This window comes from Pseudomonas sp. P179, assembly GCF_000478485.2.
Classification (GTDB): domain Bacteria; phylum Pseudomonadota; class Gammaproteobacteria; order Pseudomonadales; family Pseudomonadaceae; genus Pseudomonas; species Pseudomonas aeruginosa.
On record NZ_KI517354.1, the window covers coordinates 970,659 to 993,787 of the forward strand.

25 protein-coding genes are annotated in these 23,129 nt (G+C 65.7%); 4 read left to right on the plus strand and 21 right to left on the minus strand.

Annotated elements, in window-relative coordinates; translation table 11 throughout:
• Positions 1-109: 109 nt before the first annotated feature.
• The 8 genes from murB to HMPREF1224_RS17220 form a co-directional block, all read right to left on the minus strand.
• A complete protein-coding gene (gene murB, locus HMPREF1224_RS17185) occupies positions 110-1,129 on the minus strand; it encodes a UDP-N-acetylmuramate dehydrogenase (protein WP_003106928.1) in 1,020 nt (339 codons plus the stop codon).
• A complete protein-coding gene (locus HMPREF1224_RS17190; RefSeq protein WP_003106924.1) occupies positions 1,126-1,590 on the minus strand; it encodes a low molecular weight protein-tyrosine-phosphatase in 465 nt (154 codons plus the stop codon). The genes murB and HMPREF1224_RS17190 overlap by 4 nt, the downstream gene beginning before the upstream one ends.
• Positions 1,590-2,354, minus strand: a complete 765-nt coding sequence (gene kdsB, locus HMPREF1224_RS17195) for a 3-deoxy-manno-octulosonate cytidylyltransferase (protein ID WP_003091155.1) — start codon at positions 2,352-2,354, stop codon at positions 1,590-1,592. The genes HMPREF1224_RS17190 and kdsB overlap by 1 nt, the downstream gene beginning before the upstream one ends.
• Positions 2,354-2,539, minus strand: coding sequence for a Trm112 family protein (locus HMPREF1224_RS17200; protein WP_003091157.1), 186 nt, complete (start codon positions 2,537-2,539; stop codon positions 2,354-2,356). Before HMPREF1224_RS17200 ends, kdsB begins: the two co-directional genes overlap by 1 nt.
• 37 nt (positions 2,540-2,576) lie before the next feature.
• A complete protein-coding gene (gene lpxK, locus HMPREF1224_RS17205) occupies positions 2,577-3,575 on the minus strand; it encodes a tetraacyldisaccharide 4'-kinase (RefSeq protein ID WP_003091159.1) in 999 nt (332 codons plus the stop codon).
• The gene (locus tag HMPREF1224_RS17210) at positions 3,575-4,015 is read right to left on the minus strand and encodes an ExbD/TolR family protein (RefSeq protein ID WP_003091161.1); all 441 of its coding nucleotides are present in this window, start codon (positions 4,013-4,015) and stop codon (positions 3,575-3,577) included. Before HMPREF1224_RS17210 ends, lpxK begins: the two co-directional genes overlap by 1 nt.
• Positions 4,012-4,647, minus strand: coding sequence for a MotA/TolQ/ExbB proton channel family protein (locus HMPREF1224_RS17215; RefSeq protein WP_003091163.1), 636 nt, complete (start codon positions 4,645-4,647; stop codon positions 4,012-4,014). Before HMPREF1224_RS17215 ends, HMPREF1224_RS17210 begins: the two co-directional genes overlap by 4 nt.
• 72 nt (positions 4,648-4,719) lie before the next feature.
• The gene (locus tag HMPREF1224_RS17220) at positions 4,720-6,945 is read right to left on the minus strand and encodes a DNA internalization-related competence protein ComEC/Rec2 (RefSeq protein WP_010793195.1); all 2,226 of its coding nucleotides are present in this window, start codon (positions 6,943-6,945) and stop codon (positions 4,720-4,722) included.
• 130 nt (positions 6,946-7,075) lie between these two features.
• On the opposite strand from HMPREF1224_RS17220, the gene HMPREF1224_RS17225 reads away from it, so the two are divergent.
• Positions 7,076-7,609 carry a DUF2062 domain-containing protein gene (locus HMPREF1224_RS17225; RefSeq protein WP_003091165.1) on the plus strand — a complete coding sequence of 178 codons (534 nt, stop codon included), beginning with the start codon at positions 7,076-7,078 and terminating at the stop codon, positions 7,607-7,609.
• A gap of 87 nt (positions 7,610-7,696) precedes the next feature.
• On the opposite strand, the gene HMPREF1224_RS17230 is transcribed toward HMPREF1224_RS17225, so the two are convergent.
• The 3 genes from HMPREF1224_RS17230 to HMPREF1224_RS17240 all read right to left on the minus strand — a co-directional run bounded on the left by HMPREF1224_RS17230 (position 7,697) and on the right by HMPREF1224_RS17240 (position 10,937).
• Entirely contained in the window at positions 7,697-8,941 is a 1,245-nt protein-coding gene (locus HMPREF1224_RS17230) for a lipoprotein-releasing ABC transporter permease subunit (protein ID WP_003113987.1), read from the minus strand.
• A gap of 69 nt (positions 8,942-9,010) precedes the next feature.
• Positions 9,011-9,694 (minus strand): lipoprotein-releasing ABC transporter ATP-binding protein LolD, encoded by a 684-nt coding sequence (gene lolD, locus HMPREF1224_RS17235; RefSeq protein ID WP_003091168.1) that lies wholly within the window; start codon positions 9,692-9,694, stop codon positions 9,011-9,013.
• Entirely contained in the window at positions 9,687-10,937 is a 1,251-nt protein-coding gene (locus HMPREF1224_RS17240) for a lipoprotein-releasing ABC transporter permease subunit (RefSeq protein WP_003091170.1), read from the minus strand. The genes lolD and HMPREF1224_RS17240 overlap by 8 nt, the downstream gene beginning before the upstream one ends.
• Positions 10,938-11,039: 102 nt before the next feature.
• On the opposite strand from HMPREF1224_RS17240, the gene HMPREF1224_RS17245 reads away from it, so the two are divergent.
• The 3 genes from HMPREF1224_RS17245 to HMPREF1224_RS17255 are packed head-to-tail and all read left to right on the plus strand — an operon-like array spanning position 11,040 to position 12,693.
• Positions 11,040-11,639 carry a PilZ domain-containing protein gene (locus tag HMPREF1224_RS17245; RefSeq protein ID WP_003105196.1) on the plus strand — a complete coding sequence of 200 codons (600 nt, stop codon included), beginning with the start codon at positions 11,040-11,042 and terminating at the stop codon, positions 11,637-11,639.
• Positions 11,640-11,665: 26 nt separating this feature from the next.
• The gene (locus tag HMPREF1224_RS17250; protein WP_003105194.1) at positions 11,666-11,974 is read left to right on the plus strand and encodes a hypothetical protein; all 309 of its coding nucleotides are present in this window, start codon (positions 11,666-11,668) and stop codon (positions 11,972-11,974) included.
• Positions 11,971-12,693: a glycerophosphodiester phosphodiesterase gene (locus HMPREF1224_RS17255; RefSeq protein ID WP_010793196.1), complete on the plus strand. Its 723-nt coding sequence runs from the start codon at positions 11,971-11,973 to the stop codon at positions 12,691-12,693. The genes HMPREF1224_RS17250 and HMPREF1224_RS17255 overlap by 4 nt, the downstream gene beginning before the upstream one ends.
• 42 nt (positions 12,694-12,735) lie before the next feature.
• Here the strand turns inward: HMPREF1224_RS17255 and sthA are convergent, their stop codons facing one another.
• From sthA to HMPREF1224_RS17305, 10 genes are all read right to left on the minus strand, one after another.
• Positions 12,736-14,130, minus strand: coding sequence for a Si-specific NAD(P)(+) transhydrogenase (gene sthA, locus HMPREF1224_RS17260; RefSeq protein WP_003091177.1), 1,395 nt, complete (start codon positions 14,128-14,130; stop codon positions 12,736-12,738).
• A 178-nt stretch (positions 14,131-14,308) separates the two neighbouring features.
• Entirely contained in the window at positions 14,309-14,536 is a 228-nt protein-coding gene (gene nqrM, locus HMPREF1224_RS17265) for a (Na+)-NQR maturation NqrM (RefSeq protein ID WP_003091178.1), read from the minus strand.
• Positions 14,533-15,561, minus strand: a complete 1,029-nt coding sequence (locus HMPREF1224_RS17270) for an FAD:protein FMN transferase (RefSeq protein WP_003143661.1) — start codon at positions 15,559-15,561, stop codon at positions 14,533-14,535. The genes nqrM and HMPREF1224_RS17270 overlap by 4 nt, the downstream gene beginning before the upstream one ends.
• Positions 15,554-16,777, minus strand: coding sequence for an NADH:ubiquinone reductase (Na(+)-transporting) subunit F (gene nqrF / locus HMPREF1224_RS17275; protein ID WP_003113984.1), 1,224 nt, complete (start codon positions 16,775-16,777; stop codon positions 15,554-15,556). Before nqrF ends, HMPREF1224_RS17270 begins: the two co-directional genes overlap by 8 nt.
• Before the next feature lie 10 nt (positions 16,778-16,787).
• Positions 16,788-17,396 carry an NADH:ubiquinone reductase (Na(+)-transporting) subunit E gene (nqrE, locus tag HMPREF1224_RS17280; RefSeq protein WP_003091182.1) on the minus strand — a complete coding sequence of 203 codons (609 nt, stop codon included), beginning with the start codon at positions 17,394-17,396 and terminating at the stop codon, positions 16,788-16,790.
• The gene (locus HMPREF1224_RS17285) at positions 17,396-18,070 is read right to left on the minus strand and encodes an NADH:ubiquinone reductase (Na(+)-transporting) subunit D (RefSeq protein WP_019395714.1); all 675 of its coding nucleotides are present in this window, start codon (positions 18,068-18,070) and stop codon (positions 17,396-17,398) included. Before HMPREF1224_RS17285 ends, nqrE begins: the two co-directional genes overlap by 1 nt.
• Entirely contained in the window at positions 18,067-18,852 is a 786-nt protein-coding gene (locus tag HMPREF1224_RS17290; RefSeq protein WP_003105182.1) for a Na(+)-translocating NADH-quinone reductase subunit C, read from the minus strand. The genes HMPREF1224_RS17285 and HMPREF1224_RS17290 overlap by 4 nt, the downstream gene beginning before the upstream one ends.
• Complete coding sequence (locus HMPREF1224_RS17295) at positions 18,845-20,056, minus strand: NADH:ubiquinone reductase (Na(+)-transporting) subunit B (RefSeq protein ID WP_003109478.1); 1,212 nt, start codon at positions 20,054-20,056, stop codon at positions 18,845-18,847. The genes HMPREF1224_RS17290 and HMPREF1224_RS17295 overlap by 8 nt, the downstream gene beginning before the upstream one ends.
• Positions 20,057-20,059: 3 nt before the next feature.
• Entirely contained in the window at positions 20,060-21,397 is a 1,338-nt protein-coding gene (locus tag HMPREF1224_RS17300) for a Na(+)-translocating NADH-quinone reductase subunit A (protein ID WP_003143657.1), read from the minus strand.
• Positions 21,398-21,655: 258 nt separating this feature from the next.
• Entirely contained in the window at positions 21,656-23,065 is a 1,410-nt protein-coding gene (locus HMPREF1224_RS17305; protein WP_003118089.1) for an amino acid permease, read from the minus strand.
• Positions 23,066-23,129: the final 64 nt, after the last annotated feature.

Here is a 23,129-nt window from a genome sequence, read left to right on the forward strand (position 1 = left end):
GCCATTCCGCGGCACTCCGGCATACCGCCCGTCGTGACCAGAGCCGCCGAACACGCACAATGAAAAAGGGATGCCGCCGGCATCCCTTTTTCATTCTCCAGCCGCACCCTCAGTAGAGATTGGGTTCAGGCTCCAATTCGACGCCGAAACGCCGACGGACGTCCTCCTGGATACGCTCCGCCAATGCCCGGACCTGGGCACCGGTGGCACCGCCATGGTTGACCAGGACCAGCGCCTGCTGCGCGTGTACCCCCACCGGGCCATCGCGAAAGCCCTTCCAGCCGCCCTTGTCGATGAGCCAGCCTGCGGCCAGCTTCAACCGACCGTCCGCCTGCGGATAGCCGACCAGATCCGGGAAGGCCTGACGCAAGCGCTCGGCCTGCGTCGCATCCACCAGCGGGTTCTTGAAGAAGCTACCGGCATTGCCCAATACGGCGGGGTCGGGCAGCTTTTCCCGGCGAATGGCGCAGATTACCCGGCTTACGTCCCTGGCCGTCGGACTGGCGATGCCCTCCTCCTCCAGGCGCTGGCGTACCGGCCCGTAGTCCAGGTGCAGCCTCTCCCGCCGTGTCAGGCGCAGGCGCACGCGGAGGATCAGCCAGCGATCAGGCTCCTGCTTGAACAGGCTGTCGCGGTAGCCGAAACGGCAGGCCTGGCGATCGAACTCACGCAGGGTTCCATCCTGGCGATCCAGCGCCGTCAGGCTGTCGAAGACATCCTTCAGCTCCACGCCATAGGCGCCGATGTTCTGCATCGGCGCCGCACCCACGGTACCGGGAATCAGGCTGAGATTTTCCAGACCGGCCAGGCCCCGCTCCAGGCTCCATTGCACGAATGGGTCCCAGGCCTCGCCCGCCTCCGCCTCGACCAACACCGAATCCGCGGCATCGGAAACAATTCGCCGCCCCTGGCTGGCCATGCGCAAAACCAGCGCCTCGACGTCACGGGTCAGCAGCAGGTTGCTGCCACCACCGATCACCAGCAGCGGCAATCCACGCTCCCGAGCCAGGGCCAGGGCCTCGCGCACATCAGCCTCGTCCCGGGCGTGGGCCAGCAGGCGGGCGCGCACGTCGATGCCGAAGGTGTTATAGGGCTTCAGCGAGCAATGCTCTTGCAGTTCCAGGCTCACAGTCGCCCCTTGGCTTCGATCAACAGACGGTCGCAGGCATGTTCGATCAGGTCGAGGACCTGCTCGAAGCCTTCTTCGCCGCCATAGTAGGGATCGGGCACTTCGTCCCGCTCGGATCCGTAGCGACGCAGGAACAGATCCAGTTCGGCGGCACCGCGCCCGGCACGCAGGGTCTCGAGGTCAGCCAGGTTGGACAGGTCCATGGCCAGGATCAGGTCATGGCGGGAGAAATCCTCGATGCCGACCTGGCGTCCACGCAGTGCCGACAGGTCGTAGCCACGCCTTTGCGCGGCCAGGCGGGTGCGCTGGTCGGGCGCCTTGCCGACATGCCAGCCGGCGGTGCCGGCGGAATCGACATGGATACGGGAGGCCAGACCGGCCTCCTCGACCTTGCGCCGGAACACGCCTTCGGCGGTGGGCGACCGGCAGATGTTGCCCAGGCAGACGAACAGGACGCGCATCAGCCCCCCAGCACGCGGCGAACGCGTTCGAGGTCTTCCGGCGTATCCACGCCCGGAAGCATGGTTTCGCGGGCATCGGCCACATGGATTCGCACCCCGTGCCAGAGCGCGCGCAATTGCTCGAGGCTTTCGGCGTTCTCCAGCCAGCACGGTCCCCAGGCGACGAAATCGGCAAGGAAACCCACGCGATAGGCGTAGATGCCGATGTGGCGACGATAGGGCACGCCCTCCGGCAGGCTGTCGCGATCGCGGGCGAAGGCGTCGCGAGCCCAGGGCAAGGGCGCACGACTGAAAGTCAGGGCCAGGCCGTCGATGTCGGTGGCGACCTTGACCACGTTCGGATTGAACAGCGCGGAGACCTCATGGATCGGCTCGGCCAGGGTAGCGATGGCAGCTTCCGGGTGCGCCGCCAGGTTGGCCGCCACCTGGTCGATGAGCGCCGGGGGGATCAGCGGTTCGTCGCCCTGGACGTTGACCACGATGGCATCGCTGGCCAGGCCGAGCCGGGAAGCGACTTCCTCCAGGCGATCGGTGCCGGAGTTGTGCTCGGCACGCGTCAGCAGCGCCTCGGCGCCGAACCCCTGGCACGCCGCCAGGATGCGTTCGTCGTCGGTGGCGACGACCACGCGGCTGGCGGCGCTCTTGCGGGCCTGGTTCCAGACGCGCTGGATCATTGGCTGGCCGGCGATATCCTGCAATGGCTTGCCGGGCAGGCGAGTGGAGGCGTAGCGGGCGGGAATGACGACAGTGAACGCCTGGGTCATTACTTGTCCAGCCGCTCGTCCACGTTCAGGGAGCGAGCCTCGCTCTCCAGCATCACCGGGATGCCGTCGCGGATCGGATAGGCCAGGCCGGCCTGCTTGCTGATCAGTTCGGTCTTGTCTTCGCTGAGCACCAGCGGGCCCTTGGTCAACGGGCAGGCAAGGATATCGAGGAGTTTCGGGTCCATGGCGGAGTCCTTCATACAATGGCGGCACGGCCGCCGGTCAGCGCGCCAGGAGATGCTCGAGTCGGGCGTCGAACCAGGCGACGAATGCTGGGGAAGGCACCGCATCGACCGCCAGGTACCACCAGTCGGCCGCTGCGAAAGCCCGGCATTTAACGGCATCCTTCTCGGTCATCAGCAGCGGCAGCGGCGGGCTGAACGCCAGTTCGGCCGCCGTGTAGGTCGCGTGATCCGGGAAGGCATGCGGAATCGCCCGCCAGTGTAGCGCCTCGAGCGTCCTGAAGAAACGCTGCGGATTGCCGATCCCGGCCAGGGCATGGACCTCCTGGCCCGCGGGAAAATGCTCCAGCGGTCGGCGCTCGCCGCTCTGCAGGTTGATCAGCGCAGTAGGCTGCAAGCGGAATGCGTAACCGCCGTCAGGATCCTCGTCGGCGCCGTTGTAAAGCAGCGCGTCGACGCTTTCCAGACGCTCCGCCGGTTCGCGCAACGGACCGGCCGGCAGGCAACGACCATTGCCGAGACCGCGCGCGGCATCGATCAGCACCAGTTCCAGATCGCGCGCCAGGCGATAGTGCTGCAAGCCATCGTCGCAGAGGACCAGGTCCAACTGCTCTTCGGCGAGCAGCGCCTGCAGGGCGCGCGGACGATCCGGGTCGATCATCAGCGGCACGCCGCTGCGCCGGACGATCATCAGCGGTTCGTCGCCGGCCTCCGCGGCGTCCTGCTCGGCCCGCACCCGCCACGGCGTGGTGGGCGGCCGGGCACCATAGCCGCGGCTGATCACGCCAACCCGCAAGCCGCGAGCCCTGCAGTGCTCGATCATCCAGAGGATCATCGGCGTCTTGCCGGTTCCGCCGACGGTGATGTTGCCTACCACCAGCACCGGCAGCGGTGCCCGGTAGGCGGGCTTGCGCCCGGACAGGAAGTCCGCCCGGCGGCCGTTCGCCACCCGACGATAGAGAGCCTCCAGCGGACGCAGCAGCGCCAGCGCCGGATGCCCCTGGTACCAGGCGGCGAGCAGTCGCTCGGAGAACGACATCAGGGCTTGGCCGCCGTGTTCTCGACCGTGGTGATGCGCAGGTGGACGAAGCCCAGCTTGCCCGCTGCGTCCATCGCCGTGACCACCGACTGGTGGGTGGACTTGGCATCGGCGCTGATCACCACCGGCAGGTTGTTGTCGCCCGCCGATTCACGCTGCATCGCCGCCATCAGGGTGGCCAGGTCGCTCTTGGCCAGCGCCTGCCCGTTCAAGGCGTAGTGCCCCTCGGCATCCACCGAGAGTTCCAGTTGCTTCTGCTCGGTGCCGGCGGTTTCGCCGCTCTCCGCCGATGGCAGCTCGATGTTGAGCTGCTCGGGGCGGGTGAAGGTGGTACTGACCACGAAGAACAGCAGCAGGACGAAGATCACGTCGATCAGCGACGCCAGGTTGATGAAGACGTCTTCACGGGCGGCACCCGCCCGTCTGCGGCGGAATTTCACGCTTTGCCTTCCTCGACGTAGTCGACTTCACGATCGCCCTGCACCACTTCCACCAGCTTGATGGCCTCCTGCTCCATGGCGATCACCAGTTCGTCGACCCGCCGCAGCAGGTAGCGATGGAAGAACACCGCCGGAATCGCCACCAGCAGGCCGGCGGCGGTGGTGATCAATGCCTTGGAGATGCCCGCGGCGAGCATCGGCGAGTTGGCCATGCCGTTGTCCATGAAGGCGCCGAAGATCTGGATCATGCCGAACACCGTACCCAGCAGGCCCAGCAGCGGCGCCATCGCGGCGATGGTGCCGAGGGCGTTGAGGTAGCGCTCCAGCTCGTGGATGACACCGGAAGCAGCCTCCTCGATGCACTCCTTCATGATCTCGCGACCGTGCTTGGAGTTGGCCAGACCGGCGGCGAGGATCTCTCCCAGCGGCGAGTTGGCGCGCAGGTCCTTGAGCTTCTGGGCGCTCAGTTGCTTGCCCTTGATCTGCTTCCACACCTGGCCGAGCAGCTCGGGCGGCGCGACGCGGCTCTTGCGCAGCGTCCACAGGCGCTCCGCGACGATGGCGGTGGCGGCGATCGAACTCAGAATGATCGGCAGCATCATCCAGCCGCCGGCTTGAACCAGTTCCCACACAGTGGCATATCCCCGAAAAAAAAGTGGCGCCACTCTAGCACAGCGACCCTTTTCCGCCGACCGCCACGGTTCTCATTTTTCCCGCCAGAAGTGCGCCGAATCACGCTCCCGGCGTGCGCCGCCACGGCTTCCGAGGAGAAACGTCAGGGCACCGTCGCGTGCCGTGTCGTGGACCTGCGCGGCGACCCTCGCGTAACGCTCCATCACTTCGCCATGGGGATGGCCGAAGGCGTTGCGCCAACCTCGCGAGACCAGCACATGGCGAGGTCGCGTACGCAACACGAAGGCGACTCCGGAGGAACTGCGGCTGCCATGATGCGGCGCCAGCAACCAGTCGACCCGGGGATCGGCCTGTCGCGCCAGCCAGGCATGCTCGGCCGCACGCGAGATGTCCCCGGTCAGCAGCAGGACTTCGCCATCGGCCTCGACCCTCAGCACACAGGAGCGGTCGTTGCTGTCGCCGGCCTGCGCCCATGCCCACTGTTCGAAAACCACGCCATCCCAGGACCAGCTCCGCTCGTCGCAGCTGTCCGCGAACAACGGCGAAGGCAGGCGCGCGGGTTCGCCGCTGACCAGCCAACCCGGCGGGAATCGGGAAGCGACCGTAGGAGCACCGCCTGCATGGTCGTTGTCGGCATGACTCAGCAACAGGCCGTCCAGGCGCCGCAGGTCCAGACTGCGCAGCACCGGCACCACCACCCGCTCGCCCATGTCGAACGCCCCCTGCCGCGCACCGCTGTCATAGAGCAAGGCATGCTCCCGGGTACGCACCAGCACGGCCAGCCCCTGGCCGACGTCCAGCACCCTCACTTCCGCCCGCCCCCATTCGACAGGCGGCGATGACGGCAACAATGCCGGCAGTAGCAACGCGGCACCGAGGGCACGCAACGGCAAGCCAGCCGGCGCCAGCCAGCAGAGCGCGCCGAGCATGCCCAGCGCTACGCTCCAGGCCGCTGCGGCGGGTGGCTGCCAGGCCTCGGCCAGGCCTGCCAGCAGGCCAAGCGCACGAAACAGCAGGTCCAGCGAAACGCCAGCGGCGCGAAGCAGCCCCTCGCCCAGCCCGGGCACCCACAGCAGCAGGCTCCCCGCCAGGGCCGGGGGCACTACCAGCAGTTCGATCCAAGGCACCGCCAGCAGGTTGGCCAGCGCTCCGCTCAGGCTCAACGGCAGGCCCAGCGCCAGCAGCGGCATCGCCAGCCCCAGCGCCATCCCCCACTGCGCCCGCCCCCAGGCCGCCCACCAGCGCCAGCGCCCAAGGCGCCCGGCGAACAGCCAGAGCAGCAGGGCAACCGCCAGGAACGACAGCCAGAACCCCGCCTGCAGGCTGGCCAGCGGCTCGACCAGCAAGACCAGCACCAGCGTTCCCAACAGCGGGGCCAGCAAGCCCAGGTGGCGGAAACGCAGGCGCCAGACCAGCGCCAGGCTGACCATCAGGCAGGCGCGCCGTACCGGGACCTCGAAACCCGCCATCAACCCGTAGCTCCAGGCACCAAGCAAACCCAGGGCGCAGGCACAGGGCAGCCAGGGCAGGCGCCGCGGCCAGCAGCCCAGGCGATGCAAGGCCGCCACCAGGCCATAGAGCATCCCCGCCAGCAACGAGATATGCGAACCGGAGATGACCATCAGATGCACGGTGCCGGTGTCCTGGAACATGCGCCACTCGGCCGCGCTCAATCCCGAGCCATCCCCCAGCACCAGCGCCGCCAGGGCGGCGCCGCGCCCCTGTGCGTCGACCGCCAGCAGGCGTTGGCGCCAGGCGTCGCGCCAGGCATCCAGGCCGCTGGCCGGCTGCAGGCGTTGGCCCGCCTTCACCGTGCCCACGGCACCGACCCGCTGCGCCAACAACCAGGCCTCGTAGTCGAACCCCGCCGCGTTCACCAGGCCGCGGGGGCGTTTCAGGGTCACCGCCAGGCGCCAGCGTTCGCCGCCCATCAGCGGCGGCGCGCCGCGCCAGCTCAGGCGCAGACGCTCGGGAAGAAGCACGCCCCGCGCAGCGCTGACCTCCTCCAGCCGGAAGCGCGTGACGCCCTCGCCGCTCGCCGGCAGATCGACCACACGCCCCTCCAGCCAAAGGGTGCGACCATCCAGCTCGGCGGCCAGGCGTCCGTCCAGGGCGACTTGCGCCGAGCCGCAGGCCCAGGCGAACCCGAGCAGGAACAACCCCAGCCAGTACAGCCGGCCGAACAGCAGCAACAGTCCGGCGGCGGCCATGCCCAGCAGCCAGCCGACCGACGGCAATTCCGCCAGGAAGCGCAGGGCCAGCAGCCCCGCGGCGAGGGCTGGCAATCCCAGGCGCATGAACGGTTCCTCCCATCCCCGTGGCGTGCCCTCCGCTCCCCGACATGTCACATGGGGTCATACAATGGGCAACGAAATCCTGTCATCTTGCTTGGCATAATACGCAAGCCTATATCCACCGAGAGCCCACATGCCGCGTCGCCTGTTCAAGCGCTACATGCCCGATCCGGAAAGCATCCGCTCGCAGAAGTCGCTGCGCTTTCTCGGCAAGTTGACGCACGATCCCAACCTTTGGCATCTCAATCGCCACTCGGTATCGCGCGCCATGGCCGCCGGGCTGTTCGCCGCCTTCATCCCGATGCCGATGCAGATGCTGCTGGCGGCCGGTCTGGCGGTGTGGATTCGGAGCAATCTGCCAATCTCCGTCGGATTGGTCTGGCTGACCAATCCGATCACGATGCCCCCGGTCTTCTATTGCACCTACAAGCTGGGCGCCTGGTTGATGCAGGTGCCGCCGCGCACCCTGCCGGACCATCTCACTTGGGAATGGATCAGCCAGGAGCTGTCCAGCCTCTGGCAGCCCTTCCTGCTCGGTTCGGTGGTGTGCGGCATCATCGCCGCCATCCTCGGCTACGCGCTGACGATGCTCTACTGGCGCTGGTGGGTGCAGCGCAGTTGGAGCCGACGCTGCCGGCAACGTCGCGAACGGGTCGCCGCGAAGTGATCCGCCGGACATGAAAAAGCCGCCTCGAAGGCGGCTTTTTCGTGGGCCTTGTCCGCCCCGTGCTGGGACTGGCGCAGGCCTTCTCGCTCACTCGTAGCGCAGCGACTCGGCCGGTTGTGTCCGCGCCGCGCGCCAGGATGGGTACAGGGTGGCGAGGAAGCTCATCAGCAATGCAGCGCTGCAGATCAGCACCACGTCCAGCACCTGCAGATCGGAAGGCAGGTAGTTGATGAAGTACACATCCGAGCTGAAGACCTTGTGTCCGACCAACCGTTCGATGCGGTCGATCATCCCGGTGATGTTCAACGCCGCGAACACCCCGAGTACCCCGCCGATGACCGTCCCGATCACGCCGATGACGGTGCCCTGGACCATGAAGATCGCCATGATCTGCCGCGGCGTGGCGCCGAGGGTACGAAGAATCGCGATGTCGGTGCGCTTGTCGGCGACCACCATGATCAGGGTGGCGATGATGTTGAAGGCGGCGACCGCGATGATCAGCAGCAGGAGCAGGCCGATCATGGTCTTTTCCATCTTCATCGCGTTGAACAGGCTGCCCTGGGTCCTGGTCCAGTCGCTGGACCTGAAGCCCTGCCCCAACTCCTTGACCACCTTGGCGGCGACCTGCGGCGACTGGTAGAGATCCTTCAGCTCCAGGCGCACGCTCGGCACCTGGCCCGGTTGCAGGCGCAGCAACTGGCCGGCATCGGCGATGTCGATCAGCGCCAGCGAGTTGTCCAGTTCGGCACCGACCTTGAACAGGGCGACGATGGTGAAGCGCTGCATGCGCGGAGTGATGCCGCCCGGCGCGCTGGTGGCTTCCGGGACGATCAGGGTCAGCTTGTCGCCGACATTGACATGGAAGCGCCGCGCGGTGATCTCGCCGAGGACGATGCCGAACTCGCCAGGCTTGAGGTCGTCCAGGCTGCCCTGGACGATGTGCTCACCGACGATGGAAACCTTGCGCTCCTCCTGCGGGTCGATGCCGTTGACCAGCACCGGCAGCATATTGCCCTTGTACGACAGCATGCCCTGCAGTTCGGCGAACGGCGCCGCGCCGACCACCTCGCGGTGCCGCAGCGCCGCGTTGGCGACGGTCTGCCAGTCGTCCAGCGGCTGCGCCGCGCTGATGGTGGCATGCGGCACCATGCCGAGGATCCGCGTGCGCATTTCCTTCTGGAAGCCGTTCATCACCGAGAGCACGATGATCATCGCCAGCACGCCCAGCGCCAGGCCGATCATCGAGGTCAGCGAGATGAACGAGATGTAGTGGTTGCGGCGTTTGGCGCGGGTGTAGCGCAGGCCTATGAAGAACGGTAACGGTCTGAACATGTCGCGGATGCACCGAGTCGATGGGGGATTCGCCGGACGGGAGCGGACGGCGGGCACGCCGTCGCCCCGCTACGCGGCGATCAGTCGGCCTTCTTCCAGGCGCAGGATGCGATCCATGTGCCCGGCCAGCTGGAGATCGTGGGTTACCACCAGGAACGAGGTCTGCAACGAACGGCTCAGTTCCAGCATCAGCTCCTGGATACCCTGGGCGGTATGCTGGTCGAGGTTGCCGGTGGGCTCGTCGAGCAGTACCAGCTGCGGACGGTTGACCAGCGCGCGGGCGATCGCCACCCGCTGGCGCTCGCCGCCGGACAGCTCGGCCGGCTTGTGCGACAGGCGATGCCCCAGCCCGACCCGCTCCAGCAGCTCGGCCGCCCGCTGGCGGGCTTCCGCGATCGGCGTGCGGCCGATCAACAGCGGCATGCAGACGTTCTCCAGGGCGGTGAACTCCGGCAACAGGTGGTGGAACTGGTAGACGAAGCCCAGCGCGCGGTTGCGCAGCAGCCCGCGGGCCGTCTCGTTCAGCGCCGAGAGTTCCTCGCCGGCGAGCCAGACGCTGCCGGCGGAGGGCGTGTCCAGGCCGCCGAGCATGTTCAGCAAGGTGCTCTTGCCCGAACCGGAGCTGCCGACGATAGCCACCCGCTCCCCAGGCAGCAGGTTCAACTCGACGCCGGACAGCACCTGCACCGATTGCGGCCCCTCGTCGTAGCTCTTGCTCAGGTTGCGGCAACTCAGCACCGACTTGTCATTCATAACGCAAAGCCTCCGCAGGCTGGGTGCGCGCCGCACGCCAGGCTGGATACAAAGTGGCGAAGAAGCTGAGGACCAGGGCCGCGCCGCAGACCAGCACGACATCGTCGAGCATCAGTTGCGACGGCAGGTAATCGATGAAGTACACGTCGGACGCGAGGAACTGGTGGCCCAGCAGCTTTTCCAGGGCGGAAATCCAGGCGCTGACGTTGAGTGCCGCGACCACCCCGAGGACCCCGCCGACCAGCGTGCCGATCACCCCGATCACCGTGCCCTGGACCATGAAGGTAGCCATGATCTGCCCCGGAGTGGCGCCGAGGGTACGAAGGATGGCGATGTCCGACTTCTTGTCGGTGACCACCATCACCAGGGTGGAAATGATGTTGAACGCGGCGACCGCGACGATCAGCAGCAGCAACAGGCCGATCATGGTCTTTTCCATGCGGATGGCCTGGTACAGGTTGCCGTGGCTGCGCGTCCAGTCGCGGGCGTAGAAGTCATTGTCGGTCAGGGTCCGGGCGATCTCCCAGGCCACCCGCGGCGCCTGGAACAGGTCGTCGAGCTTCAGGCGCAGCCCCTGTACCTGGTTGGTCTTCCAGCGCTGCAGGCGCGCGGCGTCTTCCAGGTGGATCAGCGACAGGCCGCCATCCAGTTCGCCGGCGCCGACGCGGAAGGTGCCGACCACGGTGAAACGCTTCATCCGCGGGAACACCCCGGCCGGGGTGACCGCCACCTCGGGGAGGATCAGGGTGACCTTGTCGCCGATGCCGACGCCGAGCTTCTGCGCCGCCAGTTGGCCGATGACGATGCCGAAGCCGCCGGCCTTGAGTTCCGCCAGCGAGCCCTGCTTGAAGAAATCGGGAATGATCGAGACCTTGGCCTCTTCCAGCGGATCGACCGCATCGACCATCACCGTCTGCACCGCGCCATTGGCGCTGAGCATGCCCTGCATCTGGGTGAACGGCGCTACCGCGGTGACATGCTCGTGGGCCTTGACCTTCTCGGCCAGGGCGCGCCAGTCATCGATGGGCTGGTACGACTCGACGGTGGCCTGCGGCACCATGCCGAGGATGCGGGTACGCATTTCGCGATCGAAGCCGTTCATCACCGAGAGCACCACGATCATCACCAGCACGCCCAGTGCCAGGCCGATCATCGAGGTCAGCGAAATGAAGGAGACGAAATGGCTGCGACGTTTGGCCCGCGTATAGCGCGTGCCGATGAAAACGGACAGGGGTCTGAACATGTCGCCCTTAGCTGGCAGAAAATGGATGCGTCGGGATGGCGAAGTGGCGAGGCATCGCCGGCGGCCTTACACTCTGACCATCACTGCCGCCGTGGGTTCGCCATGTCCACTCGTGACGCGGATGACCGCCGCGAATACTACCGTATCGAAGATACCCTCGCACTGGAATTTCGCCCTGCCGGGGCCGTCGAAGACGGCCTGGAGAGCGAGCCGGGGGCCACCCTGTTCAGCCTGCTCAGCGACCTCCACCTGATGGATTACGAGTCGCAGCACCTTCTGCGCCACATCAGCGAACGCGACCGCACGCTGGCCAACTACCTGAAGGTGATGAACAAGCGCATCGACCTGCTTGGCCAGGTCATGGTGCAGAGCCTGCTCAAGGAGATCGGCGAACCGCGCAAGGTCAGCCTGTCCGAGGGGGGAGTCAGCTTCCGCCACGACCGCGCATTGCCGGTCGGCCAGTTGCTCGTCCTGCGCATGGTCCTGTTGCCGCAGGGGTTCGGCCTCGAACTGCGGGCCCGGGTAATCCACGCCCAGCCACACGACGACGAATTCGAGATCGGCACCGAGTTCGAAGCGTTGAGCGACGCACAGCGCCAGTTGCTGGCCCGGCATATCCTCCAGAAGCAGGCCCAGCAGCGCCGCCTGGCACGGGCCGGACAGGGCCCGCTCGGCGAGCCGGGCCAACCTTCTTCGACCTGAAACCTTCTTCGACCTGAGATGTGCCGATGCTCCGTTCGCTACTGCTGTGCTCCCTCCTCCTCGCCCCGCCGCTGTTCGCCGACACCCTGAGCATTCCGCTGGGCGCCCAGGGCGATACCCGGGTCGCCCTGCCCGCGCACGGCGAAAGCCGCGAAGCCGTGCTGCAACGCTTCGGCCTGGCCGACGAGGAACATCCCGCGGTCGGCCAGCCGCCCATCGTGCGCTGGGATTACCGCGACTTCTCGGTATATTTCGAAAGCGGCCGGGTGCTCGACAGCGTTCGCCATCATCGGCCGCGGAATCCCGCGCAACCCTCGAACAAGGAGCCACAGTGACTCTCATCTATGGACATCGCGGCGCCAAGGGCGAAGCGCCGGAAAACACCCTGGCCAGCTTCCAGCGCTGCCTGGAGCATCGCGTCAACCGTTGCGAACTGGACCTGCACCTGTCCCGCGACGGCGAACTGATGGTGATCCACGACCCGACCCTGAAGCGCACCACCGGCCGCCGCGGCAAGGTCGCCGAACACGACGCGGCCACCCTGGCCACCTACGACGCGCGCAAGGGCGGCCCCGGCTGGGTACGGCCGACGCCGATCCCGCGGCTGGAGGAGCTGTTCGAGAAGTGCCCGTTCGAGCACTGGCAGCTGGAAGTGAAGAGCGCCTCGCGCGAACGCGCGGCGCGGACGGTAACGCGGATCAGGGAGCTGACCGAGCGCTTCGGCAACCGCGACAAGGTCACCGTCACCAGCGGTTCGCGGACCGTGCTCAAGGCCCTCAACGAACTGACCCCAGAGCTGTCGCGCGGGCTGGTCGCCGAATACGCCTGGCTCGACCCGCTGAAGGTCGCCCAGCACTATGGCTGTGCCCTGCTCGCCCTGAACTGGACCCTATGCACCCCGGAACGCCTGCTCAAGGCCCAGCGCCAGGGGCTTCACGTCTCGGTGTGGACGGTCAACGAACCGGCGCTGATGCGCCGGCTCGCCGACTTCGGCGTGGACAGCCTGATCACAGACTTTCCCGGTTTGGCCAGCGCCACCCTCGGGAATCGCTGAGCACATCCCCTCCGGCCGGCTCAGGCCGCCGGCCGGAGTCCTTCAAAAAAGCCGGTTGAGGCCGTCGAACGCCGCTACCCGATAGGCTTCCGCCATGGTCGGGTAGTTGAAGGTGGTGTTGACGAAGTACTTCAGGGTATTCAGCTCGCCCGGCTGGTTCATGATCGCCTGACCGATGTGGACGATTTCCGAAGCCTGGTCGCCGAAGCAGTGCACGCCGAGAATCTCCAGGGTCTCGCGATGGAACAGGATCTTCAGCATGCCCACCGGCTCGTTGGAAATCTGCGCCCGGGCCATGCCCTTGAAGAACGCCTTGCCCACTTCGTAGGGAATCTTCGCCGCGGTCAGTTCGCTTTCGTTCTTGCCGATCGAGCTGATCTCCGGAATGGTGTAGATGCCGGTCGGCACATCGTTGACGAAGCGCCAGCTGTCGCTCTCGACGATGTTGCCGGCGGCCGAGCGGCCCTGGTCGTAGGCAGCGCTGGCCAGGCTCGGCCAGCCGATCACGTCGCCGGCGGCGAAGATGTTGCTCACCGAAGTGCGGTAGTTCTCGTCCACCTCGATCTGGCCACGGCTGTTGACCTTGATGCCGACGTTCTCCAGGCCGAGCTTGTCGGTGTTGCCGGTCCGGCCGTTGCACCAGAGCAGCGCGTCCGCCTTGATCTTCTTGCCCGACTTCAGGTGCAGGATGACACCGTTGTCCAGCCCCTCGACGCGCTCGTACTCCTCGTTGTGGCGGATCAGCACGTTGTTGTTGCGCAGGTGGTAGCTCAGCGCATCGGAAATCTCGTCATCGAGGAAGCTGAGCAACTGGTCGCGCGTATCGATCAGGTCCACCAGCACGCCCAGGCCGCTGAAGATCGACGCGTATTCGCAGCCGATCACCCCGGCTCCGTAGATGATCAGCCGGCGCGGGGTGTGGCTCAGGGACAGGATGGTGTCGCTGTCGTAGACCCGCGGGTGGTTGAAATTGATGTCCGAAGGACGATACGGGCGCGAGCCGGTGGCGATCACGAACTGGTCGGCGACCAGGCGCTCCACCGCGCCGCTCGGCGTCACCACTTCGACGGTGCGTTCGTCGACGAAGCTGGCGGTGCCGGTGAACATGTCGATGCGATTGCGCGCGTAGTAGCCGGTACGCGAAGCGACCTGCTTGGAGATCACCCGGTCGGCGCTCTTCAGCACGTCGGGGAAGGAGAACCAGCGCGGCTCGCCGATCTGGCGGAACATCGGGTTGGTGTTGAACTCGATGATCTGCTTCACCGAGTGGCGCAGGGCCTTGGAAGGAATGGTGCCGAGGTGCGTGCAGTTGCCTCCGACCACGCGACGGCTGTCGACTACCGCCAGCTTGCGTCCGTACTTGGAGGCGTTCATCGCCGCCCCTTCGCCCGCCGGACCCGTGCCCAAAATCACCACGTCGTAGTTGTAGACAGCCATGCGTACTCCTCAGAACAGGCCGAGGCGCCCACTGGCGCCTCCGGCAAAGCCGCTGCACAACATGTGCGCGGCGGATCGATTCGATCATCGGGTCGGTGCGAACGACGGCATTCGCCGGGCAAGGCTCGGTCCGACCTCGAGGCGGGCATATGTTACGCCCTGTGCGAAATGTCGCACATTAGCGTTTGGTCGCGTCGTAGGCGAGTTTTCCGGGCACTACAGATTCGTCGCGGTTGGCTTCCTCGCATTTCTGCCGGTCGCCGCCGCAGATCGAGCATTCCTTCTCGATCCCCAGGTTGGCGATGCCGCCGCAGGAACCGGCGATCGGCTTGCGGCCCATGATGACGCCGATGGACATGCCGAAGACCACCAGCAGCATGATGACGAAGACCAGTAGCCAGGTCATGGACGTTCTCCTTGGTTGCCGAACAGTTGCTCGTAGCGTGGCGTGGTGCGGCTGTCGAAACCGTTGCCCTGGCGACTGACGAACAGCGCCGCCAGTCGGTGCTTCTCGGCGAAACGGTAGCCCTCCTCCGGACCGAGCACCATCAGCAGGGTCGACAGGCCGTCGGCGTTGCGCGTCGACGGATCGATCACCGTGACCGAAGCCAGGTGATGGTCGATCGGCGCGCCGGTGCGCGGGTCGAAGGTGTGCGAATAGCGCTGGCCGTTCTCTTCGAAATAGTTGCGGTAATCGCCCGAGGTCGAGACGCCGTAGCCGTCCAGCGCCAGTACCTGCTGGGCGACCCGCTGGCCCTCGCGCGGCGCTTCGATAGCGATGCGCCAGGGCGTGCCGTCCGGCTTGCGCCCTTCGGCTTTCAACTCGCCGGTGATTTCCGCCAGGTAGCTGCGCACGCCAAGCTCCTTCAGGCGTTCGCCTACCGCGTCCACCGTATAGCCAGCGGCGATGCTGTCGAAGTCCAGCTGTACGGCGGCGTCCTTGCACAGGCGCTGGCCGTCGATGCGCAGGTGTCGATGGCCGACGTCACGGCGCGCCGCGGCGATCTGCTCGGCGCTGGGAACCTTCTCCACCCGCGCCTGCGGACCGAAACCCCAGAGGTTCATCAGCGGCTCGACGGTCATGTCGAAGGCGCCCTGGCTCTGCTCCGACAGCTCGCCGCCGTAGCGCAGCAACTCCAGCATCGGTGGCGGCAGCTCCATGCAGGACTGCGCCGGCAGCGCATTGAAACGCGAGACCAGGGAGTCGTCGCGGTAGGTGGACATCTGCCGGTCGACCTCGGCGAGGATCGCCTCCACCGCGGCTTTCGCCGTCTGGACGTCGGGCGCCGAGGCGCCGCGCACGTACTTGATCGAATAGGTGCTGCCCATGGTCGGGCCGCCGAAGCTTTCCAGGGTGTCGCCGCAACCGGCCAGGACCAGCGCCAGCGCTGCCAGTCCGGCCATGGCAAGCGGACGGAAACGCTCAGCCACCGAAATCGTCCAGCAGGATATTCTCGCGCTCCACGCCCAGGTCGGTGAGCATCTTGATCACCGCGGCATTCATCATCGGCGGGCCGCACATGTAGAACTCGCAGTCCTCGGGCGCCGGGTGGTCCTTCAGGTAGTTCTCGAACAGCACGTTGTGGATGAAACCGGTCAGGCCGGTCCAGTTGTCCTCCGGCTGCGGGTCGGACAGCGCCAGGTGCCACTGGAAGTTGGGGTTCTCCGCCTGCAGCTGGTCGTACTCCTCGGTATAGAAGGCCTCGCGCAGCGAGCGCGCGCCGTACCAGAAGCTGATCTTGCGGTTCGACTTGAGCCGGCGCAACTGGTCGAAGATGTGCGAACGCATCGGCGCCATGCCGGCGCCGCCGCCGATGAAGACCATCTCGGCCTCGGTGTCCTTGGCGAAGAACTCGCCGAACGGCCCGTACACGGTGACCTTGTCGCCCGGCTTGAGGTTGAACACCCAGGACGACATCTGCCCCGGCGGCAGGTCGCTGCCCGGCGGCGGCGAGGCGATGCGGATGTTGAACTTGACCACGCCCTTCTCTTCCGGGTAGTTGGCCATCGAGTAGGCGCGGATCACCGTCTCGTCGACCTTCGACACGTAGCGCCACATGTTGAACTTGTCCCAGTCGCCGCGATATTCCGGCTGGATATCGAAGTCCTTGTACTCGACCACGTGCGGCGGGCATTCCAGCTGCACGTAGCCGCCGGCACGAAAGTCCACGCTCTCGCCGTCCGGCAGGCGCAGGGTGAGTTCCTTGATGAAGGTGGCGACGTTGGGGTTGGACTCCACCGTGCACTCCCATTTCTTCACCCCGAAGACCTCTTCAGGCACGCGGATCTGCATATCCTGCTTGACCGGCGTCTGGCACGACAGGCGCCAGCCTTCCTTCGCCTGGCGCCGGGTGAAGTGCGACTCCTCGGTGGGCAGCATCTCGCCGCCGCCCTCGACCACCACGCATTTGCACTGCGCGCAGGTGCCGCCGCCGCCGCAGGCGGAAGACAGGAACACGTTGTTCGCCGCCAGGGTTTGCAGCAGCTTGCCGCCGGCCGGCACGGTCAGGCTGTGCTCGCCGTTGATCTGGATGGTCACGTCGCCACTCGACACCAGCTTGGCGCGGGCGACCAGGATGATCGCCACCAGGCCCAGGACGATGGCGGTGAACATGCCGATGGCCAGGAAAATCTCGAATCCGATCACGGGCCTCTCCTTACAACTGCACGCCGGAGAACGACATGAAGCCCAACGACATCAGGCCGATGGTGATGAAGGTAATCCCCAGGCCCTGCAGGCCCTCGGGGACGTCGCTGTACTTGAGCTTCTCGCGGATACCCGCCAGCGCGGCGATCGCCAGCGCCCAGGAAAAGCCCGAGCCGACGCCGTACACCGTGCTCTCGGCAAGGTTGTAGTCGCGCTCGACCATGAACAGCGAGCCGGCCATGATCGCGCAGTTCACCGTGATCAGCGGCAGGAACACGCCCAACGCGTTGTAGAGGCTGGGTACGTACTTGTCGAGGAGCATCTCGAGGATCTGCACGATGGCGGCGATCACCCCGATGTAGCTGAGCAGGCCGAGGAAGCTCAGGTCCACCTCGGGCAGCCCGGCCCAGGCCAGCGCGCCGTCCTTGAGCAGGTAGGTGTAGATCAGGTTGTTGGCCGGCACGGTGATGGTCTGCACCACGATCACCGCGATACCCAGGCCGATGGCGGTCTCCACCTTCTTCGAGATGGCGATGAAGGTACACATGCCGAGGAAGAACGCCAGCGCCATGTTCTCGACGAACACGGCCTTCACGAACAGGCTGATGTAGTGCTCCATCAGTAAGCCTCCTTGCTGGATACCTGCGGGGCCATCTTGTAGGTCGGGGCCTCGACCTGGTCTTTCTTCCAGGTCCGCAGGGCCCAGATGATCAGGCCGATCAGGAAGAACGCCGAAGGCGGCAGCAGGAGCAGGCCGTTCGGCTGGTACCAGCCGCCATCGTTGACCGTCGGCAACACGCTGATGCCGAAGAGCTTGCCGGCGCCGAACAGCTCGCGGACGAAGCCCAGCACCAGCAGCATGGCGCTGTAGCCGAGACCGTTGCCGATGCCGTCGAAGAACGACACGAGCGGCGGGTTGGCCATGGCGAAGGCTTCGGCGCGGCCCATCACGATGCAGTTGGTGATGATCAGCCCGACGAACACCGAGAGCTGCTTGCTCAGGCTATAGGCATAGGCCTTGAGCACCTGGTCGACGACGATCACCAGCGAGGCGATGATCACCATCTGCACGATCATCCGGATCGAGCTGGGAATCTGCCGGCGGATCATCGAGATGAACAGGTTGGAGAAGCCGGTCACCAGGGTCAGGGCGATGGCCATGACGGTAGCGGTCTTCAGGTTCGAGGTTACCGCCAGCGCCGAGCAGATCCCGAGGATCTGCAGGCCGATCGGATTGTTCTGGAAGACCGGATTGAACAGGACTTCGCGGATCGTGGGTTGAGCAGCCATCACGCCTCCCCTTTGCGCAGATTGGCGAGGAAGGCGTCGAAACCGTCCTTGCCGAGCCAGAAATGCAGCAGGTTGTCGACGCCCTTGCTGGTCAGGGTGGCGCCGGCCAGGCCGTCGACCTGGTGGGTCGCCTTCGCCGATTGCGGGTCCACCGAGCCCTTGATGATCTGTACGGCAAGATCGCCCTGGGCGTCGTAGAGGGTCTTGCCGACCCACAGCGCCTTCCATTTCGGATTGTCGACCTCGCCGCCGAGACCGGGGGTCTCGCCATGCTGGTAGAAGCCGAAGCCGGCGACCGTATTGAGGTCGCCCTTGAGCGCCAGGAAGCCGTAGAGGGTCGACCACAGACCGTAGCCGCGCACCGGCAGGATCAGTGTGTCGAGCTTGCCGTCGGTCTCCACCAGGTAGACCGTGGTATAGCGCTCGCGGCGCTTGATCGAGGCGATGTCCTCGGCGGCGGGCAGCGCATCCGACAGCGCCGGGTCCTTGGCCGCTTTCAGCGGGTCGTAGCCGAGCGGGTCCTGGGCATCGCTGAAGGTGCCGCTCTGCAGGTCGACCACCTTGGCGGTGATGCGACTGTCGAACAGCGCCTTGACCTCTTTGCCGGACATGCCCGGCTCGCCGAGACCAGCGATGGCGAGGATGCTGCGCTGCTTGTCGAGCAGGCGGTTTTCCGCCTGGGTCGGCTTCAGCGCCACCGCCGCGCCGGCGACGAACACCGAGCTGACCAGGCACACCACCAGGGCTACCAGCAGTGTGCGGGTGGTGGATTCTTGATTAGCCATTGCGCGCCAGCCTCCGCTTGATGTTGGCCTGAACGACGAAATGGTCGATCAGCGGTGCGAACAGGTTAGCGAACAGGATCGCCAGCATCATGCCTTCCGGGAACGCCGGGTTGACCACCCGGATCAGCATGACCATCACTCCGATCAGAGCGCCGAACAGCCACTTGCCGGTATCGGTCATGGACGCCGAGACCGGGTCGGTGGCCATGAAGATCATGCCGAAGGCGAAGCCGCCGGTGACTAGGTGCCAATACCAGGGCATGGCGAACATCGGGTTGCTGGCCGAGCCGATGGCGTTGAACAGGTAGCTCATGGCGACCATCCCCAGCATCACCCCGGCGACGATGCGCCAGGAGGCGATGCGGGTCAGCAGCAGCACGGCGCCGCCGATGAAGATCGCCAGGGTGCTGGTCTCGCCCATCGAACCCTGCATGTGGCCGAGGAAGGCATCCATCCAGGTCAAGCCGTGGCCGAGGATGTTGTCCACGCCGCCGGCGGCGGCCAGGCTCAGCGAGGTGGCGCCGGCGAAGCCGTCCACCGAGGTCCATACCGCGTCGCCGGACATCTGCGCCGGGTAGGCGAAGAACAGGAAGGCCCGGCCGACCAGTGCCGGATTGAGGAAGTTCTTCCCGGTGCCGCCGAACACTTCCTTGCCCAGCACCACGCCGAAGCTGATCCCCAGGGCTACCTGCCACAACGGGACGGACGGCGGCAGGGTCAGGGCGAACAGCACCGAGGTGACGAAGAAGCCTTCGTTGACCTCGTGGCGGCGGATGCTGGCGAACAGCACCTCCCAGAAACCGCCGACGATGAAGGTGGTCAGGTACACCGGCAGGAAGTACGCGGCGCCCTGGACCAGGCAATCCCACAAGCTGTTCGGGTCGAACCCGGCCAGCGCGCCGATCAGGGCGAAGCGCCAGCCATCCTGGGCGCTCAACAGGTCGGGGCTCTGGGCGAAGATCAGGTTGGCCTGGTGGCCGACGTTGTACATGCCGAAGAACATCGCCGGGAAGGTGCATAGCCAGACGATGATCATCATGCGCTTCAGGTCGATGCCGTCGCGCACGTGTGCAGTGGTGCGGGTGACGCTGCCCGGACGATAGAGGAAGGTGTCCACGGCTTCGTACAGCGGGTACCACTTCTCGTAGCGCCCGCCCTTCTCGAAATGATGCTCGACCTTGTCGAGCAGGTTACGCAAACCCATGGCTCAGCCCTCCTGCTCGATGCGTGCCAGATTGTCCCGCAGAATCGGGCCGTATTCGTACTTGCCGGCGCAGACGTAGCTGCACAGCGCCAGGTCCTCTTCGTCGAGTTCCAGGGCGCCGAGCTTTTGGGCCATTTCCGTGTCGCCGACGATCAGGTAGCGCAGCAGTTGAGTCGGCAGGATATCCAGCGGCATCACCGCCTCGTAGTTACCTACCGGCACCATCGCCCGTGGGCTGCCGTTGGTGCTGGTGGTGAAGGCAAAGCGCTTGCCGCCGAGCAGCCTGGAGACGAACACGTTGAGCAGCGAATGCTTTTCCACCCCGGCGCGCAGGTAGTGGAGGAACTCGCGCTGGTCGCCCTCCTTGAGACAGGACAACTGCAGGTGGTAGCGCCCCAGGTAGGCGTAGGCGCCATGGGCGGTGCGACCGCCCAGCACGGAGCCGGAGATCAGTCGGTTGTTGCCCGGCTGCAACTGGCCGGCGGCCAGTTCGTCGAGGTTGGCGCCCAAGCGGGTGCGCACCAGACGTGGCTTTTCCACCACCGGACCGGCCAGGGCGATCACCCGCTCGGTCCACAATTGCCCGGTCGTGAACAGCTTGCCGATGGCGATCACGTCCTGGTAGTTCAGGTTCCACACGCTCTTGCCGGCACCCACCGGGTCAAGGAAGTGGATATGGGTGCCGGGCAGGCCCGCCGGATGCGGACCGGCGAAGGCTTGCGCGGTCACGCCGGAGAGCGCCTCGCCGGGTAGCGAAACGCCTTCCGCCTTGCACAGGAACACCCGGGCCAGGCGCCCGAGCACCGTCAGCCCGGCCTGGAAGGCCTCGCCCTGCTCCGCGATAACCACCTGCGGATCGGCGGCCAGCGGCTGGGTATCGATGGCAGTGACGAAAATCGAACTGGGGCTGGACTCGGGATCGGGCACCTTGCTGAACGGCCGGGTCCGCAGCGCGGTCCACAGGCCCGACTGCAACAGGTTGTCGCGAACCTGCTCGGCGCTCAGCGTGGCGAGTTTGTCAGCGGGATAACGGGCGAACTCCAGTTGCTCGTCGCCGTCGAGATCGATGACCACCGATTGCAGGACGCGCTTCTCGCCACGATGGATGGCACTGACCACACCGGCGCCGGGTGCGGTATAGCTGACGGAGGGATTCTTCTTGTCGGTGAACAGCGCCTGCCCCAGCTTCACCCGGTCGCCTACCTGCACCGCCATGGTCGGCTTCATGCCGTGGTAGTCGAAACCGATCAACGCCACGCTGCGTACCGGGCGTGCTGCCTCGATGCGCTGTTCGGGGGCGCCGCTGATGGGCAGGTCCAGGCCACGTTTTATCTTGATCATGTCTAGTGCCTAGTGGTCGTGGACAGAAAAGACGAGGCCCAAGTCAGAAAATGACCATCATCGCGCGCAACGTACTGAATTGGCACGATTGATGAATGGCCCCGCAAGGTAACCACGGGATTATAAAGAGCCACCTCCCCGGGAGCCACCCAAGCCGCACACCGGGTCTTGAAACGCGTAACAGAAAACGACAGAAAAACATGCCCGTGCGAAATGAAAAACGGGAGCCGAAGCTCCCGTCCTGCGCCACCCGCAGGCTCAGGCCTGCTGGCCGAGCCCGCGCCTTTCCGCCAGCGACAGCTTGACCCGGTAGCACAACCACATCAGCAGCAGCCAGAATGGAATGGCGTACACCGAGATGTTGATCCCGGGGATCATCAGCATGATGCCAAGGATGAACACCACGAAGGCCAGGCACAGGTAGTTGCTGAACGGCGACCAGAGCGCCTTGAAGAAGGTGTCCACGCCCTGGCGCTTCATCGCCGCGCGGAACTTCAGGTGCGACAGGCTGATCATCGCCCAGTTGATCACCAGCGCCGCCACCACCAGCGACATCAGCAGCTCCAGCGCCTTGTGCGGCAATACGTAGTTGACGATCACGCAGAGGAAGGTGATCAGCGCCGAGACCAGGATCGACAGCACCGGCACGCCCCGGCGGTCCACCGACATCAGCACCTTCGGCGCGTCACCCTGGGCGGCCAGGCCGTAGAGCATCCGGCTGTTGCAGTAGACGCCGCTGTTGTAGACCGACAATGCCGCGGTGAGTACTACGAAGTTGAGGATGTTGGCCGCGGTGCCGCTGCCGATCAACGAGAAGATCTGCACGAACGGGCTGCCGCTGTAGTCGTCGCCGGAAGCGTTGATGGTCTCCACCAACTGGTCCCATGGATACAGCGAGAGCAGCACCGCCAGGGCGCCGATATAGAAGATCAGGATCCGGTAGATCACCTGGTTGATCGCCTTCGGGATCACCTTCCGCGGCTCGGACGCCTCGGCGGCGGTGATACCCACCAACTCCAGCCCCCCGAAGGAGAACATGATGATCGCCAGGGTCATCACCAGGCCGCTGAGACCGTTGGGGAAGAAGCCGCCGCGGTCCCACAGGTTGCTCACCGAGGCTTGCGGTCCGCCACCGCCGCCGACCAGCAGGTAGATACCGAGCAGGATCATGCCGACGATCGCCGCTACCTTGATGATCGCGAACCAGAACTCGGTCTCGCCGAAGGCTTTCACGTTGGCCAGGTTGATCGCGTTGATCAGCACGAAGAACGCCGCCGCCGTCGCCCAGGTCGGCACGTCCGGCCACCAATACTGGATGTACTTGCCCACCGCGGTCAGCTCCGACATGCCCACCAGGATGTACAGCACCCAGTAGTTCCAGCCGGAAAGGAAACCGGCGAATCCGCCCCAGTACTTGTGTGCGAAGTGACTGAAGGAGCCGGCCACCGGCTCCTCGACGATCATCTCGCCGAGCTGGCGCATGATCAGGAAGGCGATGAAGCCGCCAATGGCGTAACCGAGGATCATCGACGGGCCGGCCGTCTTGATGACGCCCGCCGAGCCGAGGAACAGCCCGGTGCCGATCGCCCCGCCCAGCGCGATCAACTGGATGTGGCGATTCTTCAGGCCACGCTTCAGCTCGCCCTGGTGCAGATGTTGACCATCCATTGAAAAACCCTAAATCGAAGTGAGTAGTTTCTTGTTCTGGTTATCCACAGAAATGAAAAACGGG

What these genes read in the sequence shown, in the direction of transcription:
- HMPREF1224_RS17190 (WP_003106924.1), bottom strand. Translation starts at nt 1,590, where the DNA reads ATGCGCGTCCTGTTCGTCTGCCTGGGCAACATCTGCCGGTCGCCCACC.
- kdsB (WP_003091155.1), bottom strand. Translation starts at nt 2,354, where the DNA reads ATGACCCAGGCGTTCACTGTCGTCATTCCCGCCCGCTACGCCTCCACT.
- HMPREF1224_RS17200 (WP_003091157.1), bottom strand. Translation starts at nt 2,539, where the DNA reads ATGGACCCGAAACTCCTCGATATCCTTGCCTGCCCGTTGACCAAGGGC.
- lpxK (WP_003091159.1), bottom strand. Translation starts at nt 3,575, where the DNA reads ATGTCGTTCTCCGAGCGACTGCTCGCCGCCTGGTACCAGGGGCATCCG.
- HMPREF1224_RS17220 (WP_010793195.1), bottom strand. Translation starts at nt 6,945, where the DNA reads ATGCGCCTGGGATTGCCAGCCCTCGCCGCGGGGCTGCTGGCCCTGCGC.
- HMPREF1224_RS17225 (WP_003091165.1), top strand. Translation starts at nt 7,076, where the DNA reads ATGCCGCGTCGCCTGTTCAAGCGCTACATGCCCGATCCGGAAAGCATC.
- HMPREF1224_RS17230 (WP_003113987.1), bottom strand. Translation starts at nt 8,941, where the DNA reads ATGTTCAGACCGTTACCGTTCTTCATAGGCCTGCGCTACACCCGCGCC.
- lolD (WP_003091168.1), bottom strand. Translation starts at nt 9,694, where the DNA reads ATGAATGACAAGTCGGTGCTGAGTTGCCGCAACCTGAGCAAGAGCTAC.
- HMPREF1224_RS17240 (WP_003091170.1), bottom strand. Translation starts at nt 10,937, where the DNA reads ATGTTCAGACCCCTGTCCGTTTTCATCGGCACGCGCTATACGCGGGCC.
- HMPREF1224_RS17245 (WP_003105196.1), top strand. Translation starts at nt 11,040, where the DNA reads ATGTCCACTCGTGACGCGGATGACCGCCGCGAATACTACCGTATCGAA.
- HMPREF1224_RS17250 (WP_003105194.1), top strand. Translation starts at nt 11,666, where the DNA reads ATGCTCCGTTCGCTACTGCTGTGCTCCCTCCTCCTCGCCCCGCCGCTG.
- sthA (WP_003091177.1), bottom strand. Translation starts at nt 14,130, where the DNA reads ATGGCTGTCTACAACTACGACGTGGTGATTTTGGGCACGGGTCCGGCG.
- nqrM (WP_003091178.1), bottom strand. Translation starts at nt 14,536, where the DNA reads ATGACCTGGCTACTGGTCTTCGTCATCATGCTGCTGGTGGTCTTCGGC.
- nqrE (WP_003091182.1), bottom strand. Translation starts at nt 17,396, where the DNA reads ATGGAGCACTACATCAGCCTGTTCGTGAAGGCCGTGTTCGTCGAGAAC.
- HMPREF1224_RS17290 (WP_003105182.1), bottom strand. Translation starts at nt 18,852, where the DNA reads ATGGCTAATCAAGAATCCACCACCCGCACACTGCTGGTAGCCCTGGTG.
- HMPREF1224_RS17295 (WP_003109478.1), bottom strand. Translation starts at nt 20,056, where the DNA reads ATGGGTTTGCGTAACCTGCTCGACAAGGTCGAGCATCATTTCGAGAAG.
- HMPREF1224_RS17300 (WP_003143657.1), bottom strand. Translation starts at nt 21,397, where the DNA reads ATGATCAAGATAAAACGTGGCCTGGACCTGCCCATCAGCGGCGCCCCC.
- HMPREF1224_RS17305 (WP_003118089.1), bottom strand. Translation starts at nt 23,065, where the DNA reads ATGGATGGTCAACATCTGCACCAGGGCGAGCTGAAGCGTGGCCTGAAG.